The 19626-nt window shown below is 69.7% G+C and carries 20 protein-coding genes; 17 read left to right on the forward strand and 3 right to left on the reverse strand.

Features of this window, described 5'->3' with window-relative positions; translation table 11 throughout:
- Positions 1 to 9: 9 nt before the first annotated feature.
- The 10 genes from ACZ45C_RS14435 (at position 10) to ACZ45C_RS14480 (ending at position 11534) form a co-directional block, all read left to right on the forward strand.
- Positions 10 to 1950, forward strand: a complete 1941-nt coding sequence (locus ACZ45C_RS14435; RefSeq protein WP_460561450.1) for an ATPase, T2SS/T4P/T4SS family — start codon at positions 10 to 12, stop codon at positions 1948 to 1950.
- Positions 1947 to 3752: a type II secretion system protein gene (locus ACZ45C_RS14440; RefSeq protein WP_460561451.1), complete on the forward strand. Its 1806-nt coding sequence runs from the start codon at positions 1947 to 1949 to the stop codon at positions 3750 to 3752. The genes ACZ45C_RS14435 and ACZ45C_RS14440 overlap by 4 nt, the downstream gene beginning before the upstream one ends.
- 90 nt (positions 3753 to 3842) lie before the next feature.
- Complete coding sequence (locus tag ACZ45C_RS14445; RefSeq protein ID WP_460561453.1) at positions 3843 to 4340, forward strand: DUF7283 family protein; 498 nt, start codon at positions 3843 to 3845, stop codon at positions 4338 to 4340.
- A complete protein-coding gene (locus ACZ45C_RS14450) occupies positions 4321 to 4815 on the forward strand; it encodes a DUF7285 family protein (RefSeq protein ID WP_460561455.1) in 495 nt (164 codons plus the stop codon). The genes ACZ45C_RS14445 and ACZ45C_RS14450 overlap by 20 nt, the downstream gene beginning before the upstream one ends.
- Positions 4812 to 5411 carry a DUF7284 family protein gene (locus tag ACZ45C_RS14455; RefSeq protein ID WP_460561457.1) on the forward strand — a complete coding sequence of 200 codons (600 nt, stop codon included), beginning with the start codon at positions 4812 to 4814 and terminating at the stop codon, positions 5409 to 5411. The genes ACZ45C_RS14450 and ACZ45C_RS14455 overlap by 4 nt, the downstream gene beginning before the upstream one ends.
- On the forward strand, positions 5405 to 8650 hold the full coding sequence (locus tag ACZ45C_RS14460; protein ID WP_460561459.1) for a DUF7286 family protein: 3246 nt from the start codon (positions 5405 to 5407) through the stop codon (positions 8648 to 8650). The genes ACZ45C_RS14455 and ACZ45C_RS14460 overlap by 7 nt, the downstream gene beginning before the upstream one ends.
- A gap of 101 nt (positions 8651 to 8751) precedes the next feature.
- Positions 8752 to 9219 carry a DUF5791 family protein gene (locus ACZ45C_RS14465; RefSeq protein ID WP_460561806.1) on the forward strand — a complete coding sequence of 156 codons (468 nt, stop codon included), beginning with the start codon at positions 8752 to 8754 and terminating at the stop codon, positions 9217 to 9219.
- Positions 9216 to 10148 (forward strand): NAD-dependent epimerase/dehydratase family protein, encoded by a 933-nt coding sequence (locus tag ACZ45C_RS14470; protein ID WP_460561461.1) that lies wholly within the window; start codon positions 9216 to 9218, stop codon positions 10146 to 10148. Before ACZ45C_RS14465 ends, ACZ45C_RS14470 begins: the two co-directional genes overlap by 4 nt.
- Before the next feature lie 76 nt (positions 10149 to 10224).
- Positions 10225 to 11400 carry a DHH family phosphoesterase gene (locus tag ACZ45C_RS14475; protein ID WP_460561462.1) on the forward strand — a complete coding sequence of 392 codons (1176 nt, stop codon included), beginning with the start codon at positions 10225 to 10227 and terminating at the stop codon, positions 11398 to 11400.
- Positions 11401 to 11402: 2 nt separating this feature from the next.
- Positions 11403 to 11534: a hypothetical protein gene (locus ACZ45C_RS14480; RefSeq protein ID WP_460561464.1), complete on the forward strand. Its 132-nt coding sequence runs from the start codon at positions 11403 to 11405 to the stop codon at positions 11532 to 11534.
- Positions 11535 to 11604: 70 nt separating this feature from the next.
- Here the strand turns inward: ACZ45C_RS14480 and pan1 are convergent, their stop codons facing one another.
- A complete protein-coding gene (gene pan1, locus ACZ45C_RS14485) occupies positions 11605 to 12819 on the reverse strand; it encodes a proteasome-activating nucleotidase Pan1 (RefSeq protein ID WP_460561466.1) in 1215 nt (404 codons plus the stop codon).
- A 139-nt stretch (positions 12820 to 12958) separates the two neighbouring features.
- Between pan1 and ACZ45C_RS14490 the strand changes: the two genes are divergently transcribed.
- From ACZ45C_RS14490 to rad50, 4 genes are all read left to right on the forward strand, one after another.
- Complete coding sequence (locus tag ACZ45C_RS14490) at positions 12959 to 13222, forward strand: winged helix-turn-helix domain-containing protein (protein ID WP_460561468.1); 264 nt, start codon at positions 12959 to 12961, stop codon at positions 13220 to 13222.
- 61 nt (positions 13223 to 13283) lie between these two features.
- Positions 13284 to 13553 (forward strand): hypothetical protein, encoded by a 270-nt coding sequence (locus ACZ45C_RS14495; RefSeq protein ID WP_460561470.1) that lies wholly within the window; start codon positions 13284 to 13286, stop codon positions 13551 to 13553.
- A gap of 80 nt (positions 13554 to 13633) precedes the next feature.
- Entirely contained in the window at positions 13634 to 14866 is a 1233-nt protein-coding gene (mre11, locus tag ACZ45C_RS14500; RefSeq protein ID WP_460561472.1) for a DNA double-strand break repair protein Mre11, read from the forward strand.
- Positions 14863 to 17550, forward strand: coding sequence for a DNA double-strand break repair ATPase Rad50 (gene rad50 / locus ACZ45C_RS14505; RefSeq protein WP_460561474.1), 2688 nt, complete (start codon positions 14863 to 14865; stop codon positions 17548 to 17550). The genes mre11 and rad50 overlap by 4 nt, the downstream gene beginning before the upstream one ends.
- A 52-nt stretch (positions 17551 to 17602) precedes the next feature.
- Here the strand turns inward: rad50 and ACZ45C_RS14510 are convergent, their stop codons facing one another.
- Complete coding sequence (locus ACZ45C_RS14510) at positions 17603 to 17752, reverse strand: 50S ribosomal protein L40e (protein WP_460561476.1); 150 nt, start codon at positions 17750 to 17752, stop codon at positions 17603 to 17605.
- 74 nt (positions 17753 to 17826) lie between these two features.
- The gene (locus ACZ45C_RS14515) at positions 17827 to 18096 is read right to left on the reverse strand and encodes a thioredoxin family protein (protein WP_008002506.1); all 270 of its coding nucleotides are present in this window, start codon (positions 18094 to 18096) and stop codon (positions 17827 to 17829) included.
- Between the two features lie 232 nt (positions 18097 to 18328).
- On the opposite strand from ACZ45C_RS14515, the gene ACZ45C_RS14520 reads away from it, so the two are divergent.
- The 3 genes from ACZ45C_RS14520 to hisE all read left to right on the forward strand — a co-directional run bounded on the left by ACZ45C_RS14520 (position 18329) and on the right by hisE (position 19545).
- Positions 18329 to 18493: a preprotein translocase subunit Sec61beta gene (locus ACZ45C_RS14520; RefSeq protein ID WP_049984357.1), complete on the forward strand. Its 165-nt coding sequence runs from the start codon at positions 18329 to 18331 to the stop codon at positions 18491 to 18493.
- An 81-nt stretch (positions 18494 to 18574) separates the two neighbouring features.
- A complete protein-coding gene (gene pdxT / locus ACZ45C_RS14525) occupies positions 18575 to 19168 on the forward strand; it encodes a pyridoxal 5'-phosphate synthase glutaminase subunit PdxT (RefSeq protein ID WP_460561478.1) in 594 nt (197 codons plus the stop codon).
- Between the two features lie 44 nt (positions 19169 to 19212).
- Positions 19213 to 19545, forward strand: coding sequence for a phosphoribosyl-ATP diphosphatase (gene hisE / locus ACZ45C_RS14530; protein ID WP_460561808.1), 333 nt, complete (start codon positions 19213 to 19215; stop codon positions 19543 to 19545).
- Positions 19546 to 19626 lie beyond the last annotated feature (81 nt).

Below are 19626 nucleotides of genomic sequence, written 5' to 3' on the forward strand. Positions count from 1 at the left end.
ACGGTCGCCATGACCTTCGACCGTTCCGCGCTCTCGCGTCTCGGCGGCGGTTCGCTCCGATCGCTTCCGTGGACCGAGAGCGACCCGTCCGGCTGTCGGTGCGAACCGACGTTCAGAGAACCCATCGGAACCGGTGTCGACGACCGCGTCGTGCTCGCGGTCGACGCCACCGAGTGTCCCGGTCGCGGCGACCTCGCCGCCAGTGCCGACTGCCTCTCGACCGTGGTCACGGAGTTGACAGACCGCGACGCCGACGTGGTCAGAACGCACCACGGCGGGAGAGAGCGGACGTACGCGGGTCGCGCCGCCGCGTGTCTGATCGCCGCCGGCCGGTTCCGCGAACAGGTCGGATTCCACGAGACGCGACTGGCGGATCGGGTGCGTCGGGACCCGGTCGGGGCCGCCCGCGAGGCCGACGGTCGCGCGGGTGCGCCGCGGCGGATCGCCGCCGAGACCGGACTGTCCGAGGTCACCGCGGGCGCAGACGCGACCGCAGACGTGCTCCGCGCACACGCCGGGCCGCGGATCGCGGCCACCCGCGTCGCGTCGGAGCCGCCGCCGCGGGCCTCCCTCGTCGACCGGTGGGAACTCGACACCGGCGCGACGGTACGGCTGTACGAGGGCGGGGAGACCCTGCGAACGTACCACCTCACGCCGCCCTCGTCCGACCTCGACGACGGGGCGATCGAGCGGCTCGCCGCAGCGAAGGACAGGCTCCTCGACGACTCGGTCGGCGGGGACAGGGCACCCGGACGGGCCGTCCGAGCGATCGCGACAGAGGGCGATCCGGTCCCCGCGCTCGTCGACGTGCTCAGACGACACACTCGGGGATACGGCGTGTTCGAGCACGTTTTTGCGGACGACCGCGTGAGCGACGCGACCCTGACGGCACCCGTCACCGAGAACCCGCTTCGCGTGGTCGTCGACGGAGAGCGCTGTCGGACGAACGTTCGGCTGCCGCCGGAAGGCGCCGCCACGCTGGCGTCTCGGCTCCGACGGACGAGCGGGCGAGGGTTCTCCCGCGCCAGCCCGACGCTCGATGCGACCGTGGAGACGGAAGCGGGGAACGTCCGGGTCGCCGCGACGACCGCGCCGGCGAGCGACGGGCTGTCGTTCGCGTTTCGCCGGGGCGACCCCGACGCGTGGACGCTCGCTCGGCTCGTCGACGTCGAGACGATCACGGCCGACGCCGCGGGACTCGTCTCCGTCGCCGTCGAGAGGGGGGTGACCGGTCTCGTCGCGGGCGGTCGCGGTGCCGGGAAGACGACCGCGCTCGGGTCGCTCCTCTGGGAGCTTCCCGCGGAGACGCGGTCGGTCCTCATCGAGGACACGCCGGAACTTCCGGCGGCCGCCCTGGCCGCCGCCGGTCGCGACGCCCAGCGGCTCCGCGTCGGCGACGGTGCCGAGCCCTCACCGAGCGAGGCGGTTCGGACCGCGCTGCGGCTCGGGGGCGGCGCGATCGTCGTCGGCGAGGTTCGCGGCGAGGAGGCGCGGGCGCTGTACGAGGCGATGCGCGTCGGTGCGACCGGGGAGACGGTACTCGGAACAATCCACGGAGAGAGTCCCTCCGCCGTCAGAGAGCGCGTCGTCACCGACCTCGGCGTCCCGGAATCGTCGTTCGCGGCGACCGACCTCGTCGTGCTTCTCGACGACCACGAGGTCGACGTGATCGCCGAGGTCGTCGACCGCGACGGCGACGCTCAGTTCGAGCCGCTGTACGAGCGGACGGGCGCTGGGCTGGCGGCGACCGGACGGATCGACCGCGGCGAGAGCCGACTGGTCGACGGACTCGCCGGCCCGTCCGAGTCGTACGCCGATGTCAGAGCCGTCATCGGTCGACGAGCGGAACGCGTCCGAACGGCGGTTCGCACGCGACGAGTGACACCGGATCGATACGTCGAGGCTGATGCGATCGAGTGCGACGCTAACGCCGGCGGTGCGGTCAGATGACCGCACCAGACGGCGTAGCAGGTGGTTCGAACCGGACGCGAGAGGAACGTGACGGGGTCGGATCTCCGGAACTGCGTCGGTCGCTTTCGTTTCTCGGCTGGGACCGCTCGCCCGAAGCCGTGATCGAGATCGGGAACCGAGCGGGCGTCGTCGTCGGACTCGGCGTCGCCGTCGTCGCCGCGCTGGTCGTCGGTCCGACTGCGGGAGTGCCCGCCGGACTCGTCGCCGGCCTCGGAGCGACACACCTCGTACACCGCGGTCCGGTGTGGGTCGGCGCGCTCCGCCGAACTCGGGCGCTCGGTGCCGCACCCGGACTCGTCGGACGGCTCGTGTTGCGAATGCGGCTCGACCCCTCGACGGAGCGCGCGGTCCGGTTCGCCGCCCGGACGGGGAGCGGGCCGTTGGCCGACGCGCTGGCCCGCCACGAACGCAGGAGCGCCGACGTCCCGACGAGCGGGCTTCGGGCGTTCGCCCGCGAGTGGCAGCCCTGGTTCCCGGCCGTCGATCGGGCCGCCGCACTCGTCCGGACGGCGGCGTCGGCACCGGCGGAGAGGCGGGGAAGATGTCTCGATCGAGCCCTCGACGCGACGATCGCCGGAACGACGGACCGGCTCGCCGCCTTCGTCGGAGAGGTTCGCGGACCCGTCTCCGCGCTGTACGCGTTCGGCGTCCTCCTCCCGCTGGCGATGATAGCGCTGTTACCCGCGGCCGCGGCGTCCGGCGTGCCGATCGGTCCCGGGGTCGTCGCGGGACTGTATCTCGTCGGACTTCCGACCGGCCTGCTCGTCGCGTCCGGGTGGCTTCTCTCGCGCCGACCGGTCGCGTTCGCGCCGCCGGCGATAGGGAGCGACCACCGAGACGTTCCGGACCGCGGACCGCATGCGGCCGTGTCCGGGAGCGGGTCCGGAGCCGTCGCGGCCGCGACGGCCGCGTGGGGAGTCGCACGGTGGGCGGCACCCGTGGCGGGGATCGGAGTCGGCGTCGGCGTCGCGCTGCTCGTCGCCGTCCGACCTCGCCGGTCGGTGCTCGCGGACGTGCGGGCGGTCGAGCGGAGCCTCCCGGACGCGATGACCGTGATCGGCGGCGACGTGGCCGAGGGCGTCGCGGTCGAGGCCGCGATCGCGAACGCGGGCGAACGGATCGACGACGCGACGGGCGAACTGTTCGAGCGGGCCGGCCGGCGGAGCGACGCGCTTCGCGTCGGCGTGCGGGAGGCGTTCCTCGGTCGCGGCGGGCCTGCCGTCGCGGTCCCGTCTCCGCGCGTCAACGGAGCGATCGCGCTGCTCGCCGTCGCCGCGCGGGAGGGTCGTCCCGCCGGTGACGTGCTTCTCGAACTCGCCGATCAACTGGAGGAACTCCGCGCGCTCGAAGCCGACGCACGCCGACAGCTCGCGACCGTGACGGGGACTCTGAGGAACACCGCGGCCGTGTTCGCTCCGCTCGTAGGCGGGGCGACGATCGCGCTCGCGACCGGGATCGACACGGTCGACGTCGCGGCGGTCGGAACCGGAGCCACCGCGGGCGCGGACGCGCTCGGAGCCGGCGGATACCCCGCAGACACCGCCGGAGCGTCCGGGAGGGACGGGTCCGCGCCGAGCGCGACGGCGGTGCTCGCGGTGCCGGTGCTCGGACAGATCGTCGGCGCGTACGTGTTGATACTCGCGGGGCTTCTCACCGCGCTCGCGACGGGACTGGAGCGCGGCTTCGACCGAACGCTCGTCGCGTATCGGATCGGGATCGCGTTGCCGACCGCGACGGCGACGTACCTCGTCTCCTTTCTCGGAGCCGGGCTCTTGCTGTAGCACAGCGGCCGCGTGCTGTGTCCGCTCGGTTGTCCGACGGAGAACCGACGGGCGCGACAGCTTATATATCGAGCCGCGGCCAACCGCCTCATGTTCGAGACGAACGTCGACGCCACGTACGCGTGGCTCGGACTCGCACTGGTGAGCGTCGCGACGGCGGGCGTCGCGGCGACGCTTCCGGCGTCTCCGCCGCCGGATGTGAGCGGTGTGGCACACACGATCGATTCGGTCGCCGATGGCCCCCATCCGTCGCGGGCCGAACACGGACTCGCGGCGAGCCGGATACGACTCACGGAGCGGTCGGTCGCGTTACGGAGCGACGGGGGAACCGGAACGGCGTCGTTACACGGTCCGAAGATAACTCCCGTCCTCGCGAGACAGACGGAGCGGAATCGAACCGACGGAAGCGGCGGGCTTCGGCGCGTGCTCGACGGCGTTCCGCCCTCGGCGGCCTTCGACGATCCGACCGCCTTCGCGGCCGCCGCCGATCGAGCGCGCGACGCCGACGCGGAGTGGAAACCGGCACCGGACCGACTCGCCGTGCGGCGAGTCCACTACGGGAGTGTCCATGTCACGCTGGTCGGGTGATTCGGTTCGTATCGGTCTGGAGTCGAGAACCCGCGGGAATACCGGTCACGCGACCGCGGGAGGTGGTACGGTGAGCCGCACGGACCGCGCCGCGGTCGAACCGGTCGCCGCGCTCGTCGCGGTGCTGGCCGTCGGTGCGGCGCTGGGCCTGTACGTCGCCGCGATCGACGACGCGATGCCGGAGCACGACCGGCCGGTCGCAGAGGCGACGCTCGACCGGATCGAGCCGGGAGTGACGGTCGGCGGCGTCGTGGACCCGGAGCGGCTGGCCGGCGTGACGCGCCTGCGATACGCGACCACGGTCGAAGTCCGCGCCGGCGGCGAGACGTGGCGCATCGACTCGGGGGCGAACGCGCCGGCACTGGACGATCCGTTCGCGTCCGATCGGATCGCGGTCGCACGCCGAACCGTGACCGTGCGGGTCGCACCGGGACGGAACGTACGCGGCACGCTGCGGGCGGCGGTGCGGCGATGACGAGTACCGTGCTCGACGTGACGGTGATGCTCCTCTGCGTCTCGGCGAGCGTCGTCGCGCTCTCGTCCGGTGGACTCCCGAACGGAGGGGAGACACCGACCGCGGGCGAGGTCGCGGACCGCCTCTCGACGGAGACGGTGACGGTGACCTACGCGGATCGGAGCGCCCCTGACGGGAGTCGGACCGTCCACGCGACACGTGCGGAGCTTCTGGCGCTACTCACCGCGAACGGGACGGGAGACGCGGACGTCGGAACGGCAACCGACGAGGACCGGTCTGTAGACGCCTTCGAGCGACGGACGCTGGCGGTGGTCGCGGCGGGGCTCGACGACCGGACGCGGATCGACGCTCGCGTTCGAGCGGTTCGCTCGGTCGATCCGACCGCTCGGGCGGTCGCCGTCGGTCACCCGTCTACGGAACCCGGCGAAACCAACGATTCCACGACGCCGAGCGCGGCGGGACCCCCCGCGCCCGTCACCGTCGGGAGCGCACCGCCGCGGGGCGTCGACACCACGGCCGCGGTGATCACCCAACCCGTTCCGGACGCCGCCGACGCGTCGGGCGGCCACGTCCGGATCGTGGTCAGGAGGTGGTGACCGTGCGAAATCGAGGCGACGCGGACGAGTCCGGCCGGTGTTCACTGATCGACCGACGGCGTCGGGCGTTCGTCGTCGACGAGCGCGCCCGCGTGCCGTTCGCGCTGATCGGCGTTCTGTTGCTGGTGTCCAGTTCGGCGTACGCCGCGGGCGTCGCGGATCAGGGACTGATCGCCGAGGACCGAAGCGTCGAACGAGCCGTCGAGCGCGCGGAGACCGACGCGACCGCGGCGCTCCGGACCGCTGCGCGGGAGACGGCACACGCCGTGGCCGCGGAGCCCGTGACCGCGCCGTCGGATGCCGACGGAGGTGCTGGGGCGGCGGTACGGGACGGATCGGCGTTCGAAGACGCGTTCCGAATCCGGCTCGCGATAGCCGGGGATGCGGCGCTCTCGAACGTCACGGCGGATGTCGGAGCCGTCACCGCGAACGCATCGCTTCCGCCGGTCGACGAGGTGAACGATCTCATCTCCGCGCGCGAGCGCGTCCGGATCGCTCCGGTGGCGAACGGGACTGCGGTGCGCGTGACGTTCGAGGCGGTGACGACGACGGCGAACCGGAACGGACGCACCGTCGTCGAGGAGACCACGGACCGGACCGTCGTGGTGGCGGTGCCGACCCTCGCGGCACACGAGCGCACGGAGCGGTTCGAAGCGCGGCTCGATCGCGGGCCGGTCGAGGGGCCGGGACTCGGGCGACAGGTCACTGCGAGTCTCTACGCGACGACGTGGGCCCGCGGATACGGCCAGTACGGCGGCGCGCCGATCGAGAACGTCCTCGCGAACAGACACGTCGAACTGTCGACAAACGCGGGTATCGTTCGGGTACAACGAGACGTCTTCGGCGCGAGCGATCCGGCGGCGCGCGGCGGGGTCGCTCGCGCGACCGCGCGAACGGGGGTCGTGGACCTGCTCGAACCGACCGGCGTTGACGAGTCGGCGTGGACCGACAGCGTGCTCTCCGCACCCACTCCGGAGACCGATCGAACGTCGGAGAGCGAGCGGGCGGTGTACGACCCGGAGCGTGACTCCGAAGCCGAACGGACGTCGGTCACCGTCGGTCACGCCGCGGACGTCGGTGCCGTCACCGTTCACGACGACGTCGGGGCGATCGCCGACCGAACCTATCGCGTGACTGCGGCGCTTCGCACGTCGACGACGCAGACGGTCGACGGCGGGCGTCTCGACCCACCCCGTCCGGACTTCGGCGAAGACTGGGTCCTCGACGAGATCGACCACGACGAACGGACACCGGTCGTCTCCGGCAGCAGCGTTCCCCGCGGGACGCCCACTGGAACGACCGAACCGGGAGAGTCGAGGTCGTTCGGACGCGCGACGCGAGCCGTGTCGGTCGATCGGACAGCGAAGGCCCGGTGGGAACGGACCGTCGTTCACGAGGGGGCCGACGGGACCATAACGGGAGTCAGCACGCGCAAGACGACGACGTACGATCGAACGACGGACCGATACCGCGTCCGCGTCGACGTCACGGGACGCCACGCGCCGACAGACGGGGCCCCCGATCGACCCGCGGCGACGTTCGGATCTGGCGGGCGAACGGACGGCCCAGATCTCCGCGACGCGCCGGGAGCCGCCCGCTCCGACCTCGACGTCGACACCGACGGCGGCGTCGATCGAGTCGCACGCGCCGCAGTCGAAGACGGGAGCGTCAGGCGATCCACGACCGTCCACGGCGACCGATCCGACGCTGATCGCGCGCTGATCGCAAACGACGTCTCGGCGCTGTCGGAGAGAGTGCGAGACATCGAAACGTCGGCCTCGATGGAGGCGGCCGCCGTCGGCGAGGCGGAACCGTACGCCGACCTCGCAGACGCTGTCCGCGACCGCCGCGGCGATCTGATCGACGCTCCCGAGACCTACGACGGGTCCGTCGATCGCGCTCGGACAGCCGCGCGGGCCGCGTTCGTCGACGCCGTCGTCGAAGAACTGGAGTCGGCCGCCGCCGATCGAGAAGCCGCGACGACGGGCTTTTTCGACCGCGTGAACGGCGCGTTCGACGGCCCGCCGGTCGGTGACGTGATCGCGAGCCGTGAGGCCGCACGAGACCCGGGGACGCACGTCGTCGCGGAGGGCGGCCCGGGCGGCCCGGTGACGTTCGCACCGACCGGCAGTCCGGGGTACCTGCCTCGGACAGCAGTCGACGGGGCAGACGTCCCGGGGCTGAACGGCACGACGACACGGCCGCTCGCCGTCCGGAACATCAACTACGTCACCGTCCCGTACGGGGACGTGTCGGCCGGTATCGTCGACCGGCTGATCGGGACCGGCGACACGGTTCGGATCGAGACCGCCGGGCGGGCGCTGCGGTTGGCTGACGACGTGCTCGCCGAGGGCGACGATCCGGATCTTCGGGCGGACAGAGACGTTCTCGCCGGCAGAGTCGACGAATCGCTCCGGGCTATCGATCTCGAACTCGCGGCGGCACTTCGCACGCAGACGTCGTTGACGGCGGCACAGCGGCGTGGCGTGCTCGCGCGCGTGTCTGACCGATACGATTCGGTCGGGGATCGGGCCGTCGCGGTGGGCGACGGGACGTACCCGGATCGGGTCGCAACCGAGGCCGCGGCGATTGGGTCGCTGTCGGAAGCGGCCGAGACGGGGCTCGCGGCGCGGCTTCGAGTCGAGACGCGGACGGCAGCCGGCCGCGACGCGGTCCGAATCCCGGCGCGGTTCGTCGAGGGGCCGACCGACGGCGCGCGGCTGTTGCTCCGGGACCGGATGGAGAAGTCCATCGAGGCCGAGATGGCGGCGGCGGGTGATCGCGCCGCGGAGGCGGTGAGAGAGAAGGCCGTCGAGGAGTACGGCGAGGAGGCGGTCGAGAAGTGGGAGCCGAAGCCGGTACGGCGCGTGGGCGCGGGGCTGCCGGTCGCTCCCGTCCCCGGCTACTGGGTGGCGACGGTGAACGCGTGGCGGGTCCAGATCCGCGGCGAGTACCCGCGGTTCGCACTGCGGGCCGACGTCGGAACACCGGGCAGCCGCTTCGAGTACGTCCGTGAGGAGGGGACGGTCGCGGTCGATGTCGGCGGCACATCGGTCTCTATCGGAAAGACGGAACCGGTGCGCTTCGAGACGTCGACCGTCGTCGTGGTCGCCGTACCGGCCGGTCCGCCTGGCGTCGGCGACGTCGACGGCGTCCGCGATGAAACGTCGAGCGGGTGGCCGTGTCCCGGACCGATGGCGACCACGTCGGCCGCGGACGACGACTGCACGGCGTCGTGAGTACGGGCCGTCTGACCGTCGACGGCTGCTCGACGCTCGTCGGTCACCGCGCCGAACCGGGCGACCACAGACGTTTTGCGATCCGCCCGCCGAGTGGGACCATGTTTCACGAGGTCGTCGACGACGCGGCGAGAGAAAGCGGAGAGGCGGCGACGGAGGACGGTGAGACCGCGGACGTGACCGCGGCTTCGCTTCGCTCGGCCTTCGGGACGGCGCTGAGCGAGACGGCGGCAGACGCCGGACGGACGAGGCTGCAAGAGGAGGCCGGCTTGGACGCCGAGAGCGCCGACGCTGCCCTCGACGGCGATGTCGACGAGGTGACAGTGGCTGACGGTGCGGCGGTGCTTGCGCTGTCCGACGACCGCGACGCCGACGTCGTCGTGGCCGAACTCAGGGATCACCTCCTGATGGGCATGACGACGGCGGTCCTCGACGTCGACACGATCGCCGCCGGAATCGACGCGGACCTGACCGGACAGGAGGTCCAGCAGGCGCTGGAGGGGCGCGCCGCGATGACGGTCGGCGAACTTGCGGAGATAGCCGCGCTCATCGAGCGGCGGAAGCGATGAGGGTCGTCGTCGTCGGGTGCGGATACGTCGGCATGGAACTCGCCCGACAGCTCGCCGAGGGCGGACACGACGTCTCCGGCGTGCGGCGGTCCGCCGACGGGCTCGACGCGATACGGGAACTCGACGACCGCGGCGGCGAAACGGACGGGAGGGTCTCGGCGGTCCGTGCGGACGCGACGGTTCCGTCGTCGCTCGAATCGCTCCCCGACGCCGACGCGGTCGTGTTCGCCGCGAGTTCCGGCGGTCGCGGGGCCGAAGCCGCCCGATCGGTGTACGTCGACGGGCTCCGGAACGTCATCGACGAGTACGGTTCGCGGGCGACGACGCCGGACCGACTCGTGTACACCTCCTCGACCGGCGTGTACGGCGACCACGGCGGCGCGTGGGTCGACGAGGAGACGCCGATCGATCCCACGACGGAGAAGACCCGCGTGCTCGCGGAGGCGGAACGCGTCGCGATCGAGGGTTCCGACGAGGTCGGCATCGACGGGACGGTCGCGCGCTTCGCGGGACTGTACGGGCCGGACCGGTACCGGATCGACCGCTACCTCGACGGGCCGGTTACGGCGGGGTATCTGAACATGGTTCACCGAGACGACGCCGCCGGAGCGGTCCGGTTCGTCCTCGACGCCGACGCGACCCGCGGCGAGCCCGTACTCGTCGTCGACGACGAACCGGTGGACAAACACGCGTTCGCGGACTGGCTCGCAGATGCGTGCGGCGTTCCCCGTCCGGTCAAGCGATCGAAGGCGGAGCGGATCGCCGATGGAGACCTCTCGGCGACTGCCGAACGACGGGTCCGCACGAGCAAGCGCTGCTCGAACGCTCGGCTTCGCGAACTCGGATACGCGTTCTCGTACCCGACGTTCCGCGAGGGATACCGGAGTGCGATACGGACGGTTCGCACTCGAAACGAGCGGCACTCGTGACGGAGCGACCGCTCCGATCCCGGTGAGTCAGATCGGTAACCAACCTTCATGTGGCGGGAGCGAGTCGCGGACAGACATGTGGGTACGGAGCGTGACCGACGAGCGGATCTCGCGAGCGACCGAACTCGCGCGTGAGAACCCGGAACTGACCGCGGCAGTCCTCCTCGCCGTCGGTGTCGGTGTCGTCGTCGCGTACGCGTTGTTCCGCGCCCGTCGTCCAGCCGGCGTCAAATTCCGTCGGCTGCTCGCCGAACAGGACGAGATCGCGGTGTTGATGCACCCGAACCCGGACCCCGACGCGATGTCCGCCGCACTCGGCGTTGCCTCACTCGCGAATCAGGTCGGTGTCGACGCGACCGTCCAGTATCCCGGACAGATCCGACATCAAGAGAATCGGGCGTTTCGAACCGTGCTCAATCTCGATCTGGACCCCATCAAGCACGTGAGCGATCTCGCCGCCGAGTCGGTGGTCTTGGTCGATCACAACGAACCGCGAGGGTTCGCGGGGGCCGACGGAGTGCTTCCGACGGCGGTGGTCGATCACCACCCGGGCGACGGATCCGGCGAGGCGTTCACCGACGTGCGGACCGACTACGGCGCGACGGCGTCGATCGTCGCCGAGTACTTCGAGGAGAACGGCGCGACGCCGGTCCCGCCAGACAAGCACGCGAGCGAGACCGAAAGCGATCTGACGCTGTCCACGGACACGGCGACCGGGTTGTTGTACGGGATCCTGGCCGACACGAAACATCTCACGGTCGGTGCGAGCGAACGGGACTTCGCGGCCGCCGCCTACCTGTATCCGGGCGTCGATCAGGACCGGCTCGACCGGATCGCCAACCCGGCGGTCGACGCGGAGGTGCTGGAGGTGAAAGCGCGGGCGATCGCGGGTCGGCGGATCGAGGGATCGTTCGCGGTCGCGGACATCGGTGGGGTGAACAACGTCGACGCCATTCCGCAGGCCGCGGACGAACTGATCCAACTGGAGGGCGTGAGCGCCGTCGTCATCATCGGCGAGCGCGACGGGACCGTCCACCTCTCGGGGCGGTCGCGGGACGACCGTGTCCACATGGGCAACGCGATCCAATCGGTGCTCGCAGACGTCGAAAACGGCGACGGCGGCGGCCACTCGCGGATGGGCGGCGGGACGATCACCCCGACAGTCGATCCGACCGGCGACGAGGAGGGAACGACGGTGAACCGCGACGAGTTGACCGACGCACTGTTCCGCGCGATGGCGGGGGACATGTGATCATGGACACCGATCGGCCGATCGGCGATGCGTGGCGCGCGCTCGCGGGCGTCGGACTGGGGTACGCCGTCGCGGTCGGGCTGGTATTCGTGCTCGTGTTCGCGGGTCCGTACCTGATCGTCGCCGGAGCGTGAGTCCTTCCGGAACGAACAGACAGCTCTATCGCGGTCGACCGCGACTCGAAGCCGAGAGCGGCTGGCGCGGTCAGGCGAACGCCAGGGAGTCGTCCGCCCCGTTCTCGTCGTCCTGCCGCAGCTTCTCGTGTGCGTCGAGGAAGTCGCCGAGCGTGACCTCCGTGCGGTCATCGCGGATCGCGAACATCCCGGCCTCGGTGCAGATCGCTTTGATGTCGGCACCGGAGGCGTCGGGCGTCATCTCGGCGAGTTCCGTGAAGTCGATATCGCTCGCGAGGTTCATCTTTCTGGTGTGGATCTGGAATATGATCTCGCGGCCCTCGGTCTCCGGTTTGGGGACCTCGATGAGCCGGTCGAAGCGGCCCGGACGGAGGATGGCGGGATCGAGCATGTCGAACCGGTTTGTCGCGGCGATGATCCGCACTTCCCCGCGCTCGTCGAAGCCGTCCATCTCACTGAGTAGCTGCATCATCGTCCGCTGGACCTCGGCGTCACCGGAGGTCTTCGAGTCCGTCCGCTTCGAGGCGATCGCGTCGATCTCGTCGATGAAGAGGACGGCGGGCTGGTTCTCGCGCGCGACCTCGAAGAGGTCGCGGACCAGCTTCGCGCCCTCGCCGATGAACTTGTGGACGAGCTCGGAGCCGGCCATCTTGATGAACGTGGCGTCCGTCTCGTTGGCGACTGCCTTCGCCAGCATCGTCTTCCCCGTTCCGGGCGGTCCGTACAGTAGCACGCCGCTCGGCGGCGTGATCCCGACGTCTTCGAACATGTCGGGGTGCTCTAGGGGCATCTCGACGGTCTCGCGGACTTCCTGCATCTGGTCGTCGAGCCCGCCGATGTCCGCGTAGGTGACATCTGGCGAGTGTTCGACTTGCATCACGCGCGCTCTGACGTCGGTCTCTTTCTCCAACTTCTTCACGACCGACAGCGAGTTGTTGACGGCGACGCGGTCGTCCGGATCGAGCCGTTCGCGCATCTCGTCTGTGATCTCGGTGAGCGCCTCCTGGTTGTTGCCGTGCTGTTTGATCACCGCCCCGTCCGGTGTGATCTCCTGCACCGTCGCCACGAACAGCGGGGACTGTTTCAGCTTCTTGTTCTCGTGGGTGAGCCGTTCGAGCTTCTGCTGGTACTTGTTGTTCTCGGCGTTCGCGTCGAGGAGCTTGTCGCGCATCTCCTCGTTTTGCGACTCCAGCACGTCGAGCTCCTCTTGGAGCGACTCGATCTTCTCCTGTCTCGACGCCGATCCCTCGTAGGGCATCTCGACGTCGTCGACGGTGTCTGTCATTGGGCATAATAAAGCGTCTCGCGCGTAAGAGGTTTCGGGTGGGGGACGATCTTCCGGTCGAGCCGAGTGAGATATAACTATGGATAATCAAAATGGATAGTAAATATTATCATACAGCATGAGAAAGAGAGCGATACGCATGAGTACCACCGATACCGTTGTGACCGAGGAGAGCGCAACAGACCGCTGGAGCGACGTCCGAGACCTCCCGCCGAGCGCGAAACTCGTCGCGAAGGTGCTCGATTACAACGACACCCTGACGCAGAGCGAACTCGCCGAGGAGACGCTGCTCCCGCCGCGGACGGTCAGGTACGCACTCTCGCGGCTAGAGGACGAGGGCGTCGTGGACGCCCGGTTTTCGTTCACCGACGCGCGAAAGCGGCTGTACACGCTCGGAGTGTAAGGTACGGTCACACCCGTATACTCTCCCCCGGTGTTAACACCGATGGCGACGCAGGGGACCCGTGGTCTCCACTACCGCAGTCAAACGCGCGCTCGCCGCGCTCGCGACACGCACCGACACCGCGACGTGTCCCGCCGTCGCCGTGATAGACGAGGCGGACGCCGCGCGCACCGACCTCCGGCGGGCCGCCGGGTTCGTCGACGCCGGCGGGCTCGGCCGGCTGAGCGACGCGATCGCGGCCGCCGAACGCGACGGCGACGACGCGGCGGCCGAGCGCGGCCGCGAGGCGCTCGACGCGTATCGCCGGTTTCGGGCTGCCGCCGCCGGGTGACGGCCGCCGCCACCGACTGCGTCGACCGGGACGAACGCCCCCGGAACCCCTAAACCCGATACCGGCCAAGACGCGGACAGATGACACGGGTGATCCACACCGGCGACACCCACGTGGGGTACGCGCAGTACCACTCGCCGGTCCGACGCCAGGACTTCCTCGACGTCTTCGCGGCCGTGATCGACGACGCGGTCGACGGCAACGTCGACGCCGTCGTCCACGCGGGCGACCTCTTCCACGACCGACGGCCGGAACTCCCCGATCTGATGGGAACTATCTCCGTCCTCCGGCGGCTCGACGACGCCGGGATTCCCTTCCTCGCGGTGGTCGGAAACCACGAGTCGACGCGTGGCGGCCAGTGGCTCGACCTGTTCGAGCGGCTCGGGCTCGCGACCCGGCTCGGGGACGAACCGACCGTCGTCGGCGACACCGCCTTCTACGGGCTCGACCACGTTCCCGTCTCCCGCCGCGACGACCTCGACTACGCGTTCGCCGACCACGACGCGGAGTACGCCGCCCTCGTCGCACACGGCCTCTTCGAGCCGTTCGGCTACGCCGACTGGGACACGGAGGAAGTGCTCGCCGAGAGCGCGGTCGCGTTCGACGCGATGCTCTTGGGAGACAACCACACGCCGGATGTCGCCGAGGTCGCAGACACCTGGGTCACCTATCCGGGCTCGACCGAGCGCGCGAGCGCGAGCGAAAAGGAGGGGAGGGGTTACAACCTCGTGACCTTCGACGCCGACGCGGCGGGGGGCGACGACCGCGTGGAGATCCGGCGGCGCGCGCTCGACACCCGCCCGTTCGTCTTCGTCGAGGTCGACCTCCGCGAAGGCGAGGGCGAGGCGCGCGTGCGCGAACAGGTTCGCCAGCACGACCTCGACGACGCGGTCGTCCTCGTCGACGTGACCGGCGAGGGCGATCCGGTCACGCCGGCCGCGGTCGAGGAGTTCGCGACCGACGCGGGCGCGCTCATCGCCCGCGTGACCGACCGTCGGGAGATCGAGACGGACACCGACGTCGACGTGAGCTTCGCCGATCCAGAGGACGCGGTCCGCGAGCGGCTCGACGAGATGTCGCTTTCGTCGACCGCGCTCGACGTCGAGGAGGCGGTCCGATCGGATACGGTCCCCGATAGCAACGTCAGGGAGACGGTGAAACGCCGGGTCGAGGAGCGGCTCGACGACCTCGACGGATTCGATCCGACGGCGAGGGACGCCGAGAGCGAGGCCCCGGCCGCTGACGGTGACGATTCCGACGCGTCGGACGAGGTCGGCACTGACGGCCAAGTGTCCATGGAGGACTACCTGTGAACTTCGACCGCGTTCGCCTCTCGAATTTTAAGCCGTACGGCGACGCCGACCTCCGACTGACGGAGGGCGTCACCGTCATCCACGGGCTCAACGGGAGCGGCAAGTCGTCGCTGCTGGAGGCGTGCTTCTTCGCACTGTACGGCTCGACGGCGCTCGACGGCACGCTCGACGACGTGATCACGAACGGCGAGGAAGAGACGGAAGTGGAACTGTGGTTCACCCACGACGGCGCGTCCTACCACATCGAGCGGCGACTCAGGGCGTACGACGGGCGGATCGACCACCAGTGCACGCTCGAGGCGACGGACGGGAGCGACGTGACCCGTGACGGCTCCCGGTCGGTACGGGAGTTCGTCACCGAACTACTCCGGATGGACGCCGAGGCGTTCGTCAACTGCGCGTACGTCCGACAGGGCGAGGTGAACGAACTGATCAACGCCAGTCCGCGCGAGCGGCAAGACACGATCGACGACCTGCTCCAGCTCGGCAAGCTGGAGGAGTACCGCGAGCGTGCCGGAGACGCCCGCCTCGGCGTCGAGGACGTTCGAAACGCGAAGCGCGCGGTGCTCGAAGACAAGGAGGCGCAGATCGACGAGAAAGCGGAGAAAGACCTCCACGACCGGCTCAACGCCCTCGAAGGGAAACGCGCCGAGGTGACAGACGAGATCGAGCGCTACGAGAACCAGCGAGAGCAGGCGAAGAACACCCGAGAGGAGGCCGAAGAGACGCTCGCCACCCACGAGGAGAAGCGGTCGGAGCTGGAGTCGGTGAACGCGGAGATCGACGAGATCGAGACCGCGATCCGCGAGGCGGAGCGGAAGCGCGACGAGCGCCGTGAGGAGATCTCGGAGGCACGCGAGCGGATCGACGAGATAGAGTCGAGAGTTGGCGAGCGGCTCGATTCCACCGGGCTCGACGCCGCGACGGACGCGGCGATCGCGGACCGACGCGAGGCGCTCGACGAGCGGGAGACCGAGATCCGAGACGCGCTCGACGAGCGGCGGGTGGACGCCGAGGGGTTCCGCAACCAGGCGACGAACCTCGCGGCGAAGGCCGACGAGTTCGACGAGCGCGCTGCAGAGGCGGAACGGGAGGCCGAGTCGCTCGACGGGGAGGCCGAGGACGCGGCGGCGACCGCCGACGAGCACGCCGACGCGATCGCTGAGCGCCGCGAGGAGGCCGAAACCCTTCGCGAGCGGTTCGCCGACGCCGACGTCGACCGGGAGGACGCGGCCGATCGACTGGAGGCGGTCAGGGAGGAGCGCGCGGAGACGCGCGAGCGGATCGCGGAGCTGTCGGCCGAACTGGACAGCGCTCGCGAGCGCGTCACGGAGGCCGAAGAGCTGCTCGCGGCGGGCAAGTGTCCCGAGTGCGGTCAGCCCGTCGACGACTCCCCGCACGCGACGGGTATCGAGGAGGACCGCGAGCGGGTCACAGAGCTCGAATCGACGCTCTCGGCCGCCCGTGAGCGCGAAGACGAACTCGACGGGCGGGTCGACACGCTCCGCTCGCTCGTCGAGGCGGCCGAGCGGCTCGACGCGATCGACGACCGGATCGAAACGCTCGGCGAGCGTGTCGAGGAGACGCGCGAGACCGCAGAGCGGAAGCGAGAGGCCGCCGCCGAGAAGCGCGAGGAGGCGAGCGATCTCCGCGAGCGGGCCGACGAGGCCCGCGGGGTCGCATCGGAGAAGAGAGAGGAGGCCGCGGAGACCGAAGAGCGAGTGAGCGAACTGGAGACCGAACTCGACGCGCTCGCGGACACGCGGGAGGCGCTCGACGAGATCGAATCGCGGCTGGAGGCGGTCGCGGACGCGAGAGATGAGATCGAGCGACACCGCGAGAAACGCGAGAGCCTCGCGGAGGTGAACGACGAGCGTCGCGACCGCCTCGCGGACAAGCGGGAGCGTCGCGACGAACTCGCGGATGCGGTCGACGCGGACGCCGTCGCGGAGGCGAAAACGGCCAAGCGGCGGGCAGAGGAGTACCTCGAAGAGGTCGCCGACGAACTGGAGACGCTGGAGCAGCGTCGGAGTGAACTGGAGAACGCGATCGGCAGCGTGGAAGGCGAGATCACGCAGTTGGAGCGGCTCCGCGAAGAGCGCGACGAGCTGGCCGCCACCGTCGAGGCGCTCGACGGACTCTACGAAGAGACGAGCGACCTGGAGGCGATGTACGGTGACCTGCGTGCGGAGCTGCGTCAGCGAAACGTCGCCGAGCTGGAGCGGACCCTCAACGAAACGTTCGAACTCGTCTACGGCAACGACGCCTACTCCCACATCGAACTCGACGGCGAGTACGTCCTCACGGTGTATCAGAAGGACGGCGAGACGCTGGACCCGGAACAGCTCTCCGGCGGCGAGCGCGCGCTGTTCAATCTCTCGCTGCGGTGTGCGATCTACCGGCTGCTCTCAGAAGGGATCGAGGGTGCCGCGCCGACGCCACCGCTCATCCTCGACGAGCCGACGGTCTTTCTCGATTCCGGCCACGTCTCCCGACTCGTTCGCCTCGTCGAGGAGATGCGCGGGTTCGGCGTGCGACAGATCCTCATCGTCAGCCACGACGACGAACTGGTGGGGGCCGCAGACGAACTCGTCACCGTCGAGAAGGACCCCCGATCGAACCGGTCGACGGTGCGGAGAGAGGACGCCGCCGAACTCGATGTCGCGTCGCTCGCGGACGATTGAATAGGATAGGGAACGGTGGAGTGGAACCACCAGACCGGACAGACCGGCTGCTCTAGGCGGCGCGGCGTTCTTTCGCCTTCGGACGGAGGTTCGTGTAGCCGCACTTGCGGCAGCGGTCGGCGTCGGGGGAGTTGCGGGCGTTACAGCGCATGCAGACGTGTCGGTCGAGGTTGCGGCGTTCCGCGGCGTCGAAACTGGCCATACGACTACTGTCGTGGCGACGCTGTAAAAGCTTGCGAGACGCGCCGCTCGTGGGCGTCGGTCCGACTGTCCGGCTTACGCGCCCGCCTCGGAAAGCGCTGCTTCGATGTCCTCGCGCTGTGTGACGCCGACGAACCGGTCGACGACGCCGTCGTCGTTCTCGATGATCAGCGTCGGGAGCGAACGCACTTGGTACTGGTTGGCGACGTCCTGTTCCTCGTCGACGTTCACCTTCTGCAGTTCGAAGGCATCACCGAGGTCCTCCTGAATCTCCTCGAGGATCGGGTCCTGCGTCTTACACGGGCCACACCAGTCTGCATGAAAATCCAGCAGTCGAACAGTCATTATCCGCCGCAACCTACCGTCGCACCGCGCATAAGGGTTTCCCACTCGTGCGTATTCGAGCACAGGACCGCCGACACCGCGACCGAGATACGCCGACTCGACAGCGATCGTGTGGCGACCGGCGACGGCGCGGCCGCTCCGACGCGTGGAGGCGAGGCTCCGTTCCGGCGCGGCGCCGAGTCACCCGAACACGAACGAAACGTTTAGAACGCGGAGAGACGCACGAGAGCGTATGAGCAGTGGCTCCAACTCCGGCGGCCTGATGTCGAGTGCGGGACTGGTCCGCTACTTCGACAACCAGGGCCGAGACGCGATCACGATGAACCCGAAAACCGTCCTCGCCTTTTGCGTCCTCTTCGGCGTGTTCGTCCAGATCCTCTCCCTGACGGTCGCATAAGTCGTTCGCCAGGGACGCCGATAGATAGACGTTCGTCCGCGTAGCGCGTCCTTTTTGCCCGTCCCCGACGGATCGACGGCTATGCAAGCAGGCGTCATCGCCGTGCAGGGCGACGTGGCCGAACACGCCGCGGCCGTCCGGAACGCCGCGGCCGCTCACGACGAGCCCGTGACGGTCGTCGAGATCAGCGAGGCGGGGTTCGTGCCCGACTGCGACGTCCTCCTCGTGCCGGGCGGCGAGTCAACGACGATCTCGCGGCTGCTCCACCGCGAGGGTATCGCCGCCGAGATCCGTGACCACGTCGCGGCAGGCAAGCCCGTCCTCGCGACCTGCGCCGGACTCATCGTCTGCGCGCGCGACGCGAAAGACGACCGCGTCGACCCGCTCGGGCTCGTCGACGTCTCCGTCGATCGGAACGCGTTCGGCAGGCAGAAGGACTCGTTCGAAGCGGGGCTGTCGGTAGGCGGGCTCTCAGAGCCCTTCCACGCCGTGTTCATCCGCGCGCCGCTCATCGACGACGTCGGTCCGAGCGTCGAGACCCTCGCCGCCGTCGACGGCCGGCCGGTCGCCGTGCGGGACGGCCCCGTCCTCGCCACCGCGTTTCACCCGGAACTCACCGACGATCCGCGGATCCACGACCTCGCCTTCTTCCCGCAGCGGGAGGTGGTGGCGTGAGCGATCCCGCCGGTGGCGACGGGCCGACCGACGACGGCACCGGGATCGCTACTGACGGCGGTACGGACGCGCCCGACGCCGACCGCCTCCCCGACGAGGCCGTCCTCGACGAGCTGTTCGCCACGATCGAGTCGCGGAAGGCAGAGCTTCCCGAGGGGTCGTACACCGCCTCACTGTTCACCCACGAGAAGGGCGAGAACGCGGTGTTAGAGAAGATCGGCGAGGAGTCGACGGAGACCATTCTGGCGGCGAAAGACGACGATCTCGACGAACTCACCTACGAGAGCGCCGACCTCGTCTACCACTTGCTGGTGTTGCTCGCGATGAAGGACCTCGATCTCGAGGACCTCCGCGGCGAGCTTCGCGACCGGTTCTAGCTGTCGGCCGCGGAGCGGTTGGCTCGTGTGCTAACGGGTACAATCGTCTCGCACGCGTCCGTCAGAAGACTTATTCGCCGC

This window comes from Halorubrum pallidum (assembly GCF_055380345.1).

Excerpts from the sequence above, each read along its gene's own strand:
- ACZ45C_RS14435 (WP_460561450.1), top strand. The coding sequence starts at position 10 with ATGACCTTCGACCGTTCCGCGCTCTCGCGTCTCGGCGGCGGTTCGCTC.
- ACZ45C_RS14440 (WP_460561451.1), top strand. The coding sequence starts at position 1,947 with ATGACCGCACCAGACGGCGTAGCAGGTGGTTCGAACCGGACGCGAGAG.
- ACZ45C_RS14445 (WP_460561453.1), top strand. The coding sequence starts at position 3,843 with ATGTTCGAGACGAACGTCGACGCCACGTACGCGTGGCTCGGACTCGCA.
- ACZ45C_RS14450 (WP_460561455.1), top strand. The coding sequence starts at position 4,321 with ATGTCACGCTGGTCGGGTGATTCGGTTCGTATCGGTCTGGAGTCGAGA.
- ACZ45C_RS14455 (WP_460561457.1), top strand. The coding sequence starts at position 4,812 with ATGACGAGTACCGTGCTCGACGTGACGGTGATGCTCCTCTGCGTCTCG.
- ACZ45C_RS14465 (WP_460561806.1), top strand. The coding sequence starts at position 8,752 with ATGTTTCACGAGGTCGTCGACGACGCGGCGAGAGAAAGCGGAGAGGCG.
- ACZ45C_RS14470 (WP_460561461.1), top strand. The coding sequence starts at position 9,216 with ATGAGGGTCGTCGTCGTCGGGTGCGGATACGTCGGCATGGAACTCGCC.
- ACZ45C_RS14475 (WP_460561462.1), top strand. The coding sequence starts at position 10,225 with ATGTGGGTACGGAGCGTGACCGACGAGCGGATCTCGCGAGCGACCGAA.
- ACZ45C_RS14480 (WP_460561464.1), top strand. The coding sequence starts at position 11,403 with ATGGACACCGATCGGCCGATCGGCGATGCGTGGCGCGCGCTCGCGGGC.
- pan1 (WP_460561466.1), bottom strand. The coding sequence starts at position 12,819 with ATGACAGACACCGTCGACGACGTCGAGATGCCCTACGAGGGATCGGCG.
- ACZ45C_RS14490 (WP_460561468.1), top strand. The coding sequence starts at position 12,959 with ATGAGTACCACCGATACCGTTGTGACCGAGGAGAGCGCAACAGACCGC.
- mre11 (WP_460561472.1), top strand. The coding sequence starts at position 13,634 with ATGACACGGGTGATCCACACCGGCGACACCCACGTGGGGTACGCGCAG.
- ACZ45C_RS14510 (WP_460561476.1), bottom strand. The coding sequence starts at position 17,752 with ATGGCCAGTTTCGACGCCGCGGAACGCCGCAACCTCGACCGACACGTC.
- ACZ45C_RS14515 (WP_008002506.1), bottom strand. The coding sequence starts at position 18,096 with ATGACTGTTCGACTGCTGGATTTTCATGCAGACTGGTGTGGCCCGTGT.
- ACZ45C_RS14520 (WP_049984357.1), top strand. The coding sequence starts at position 18,329 with ATGAGCAGTGGCTCCAACTCCGGCGGCCTGATGTCGAGTGCGGGACTG.
- pdxT (WP_460561478.1), top strand. The coding sequence starts at position 18,575 with ATGCAAGCAGGCGTCATCGCCGTGCAGGGCGACGTGGCCGAACACGCC.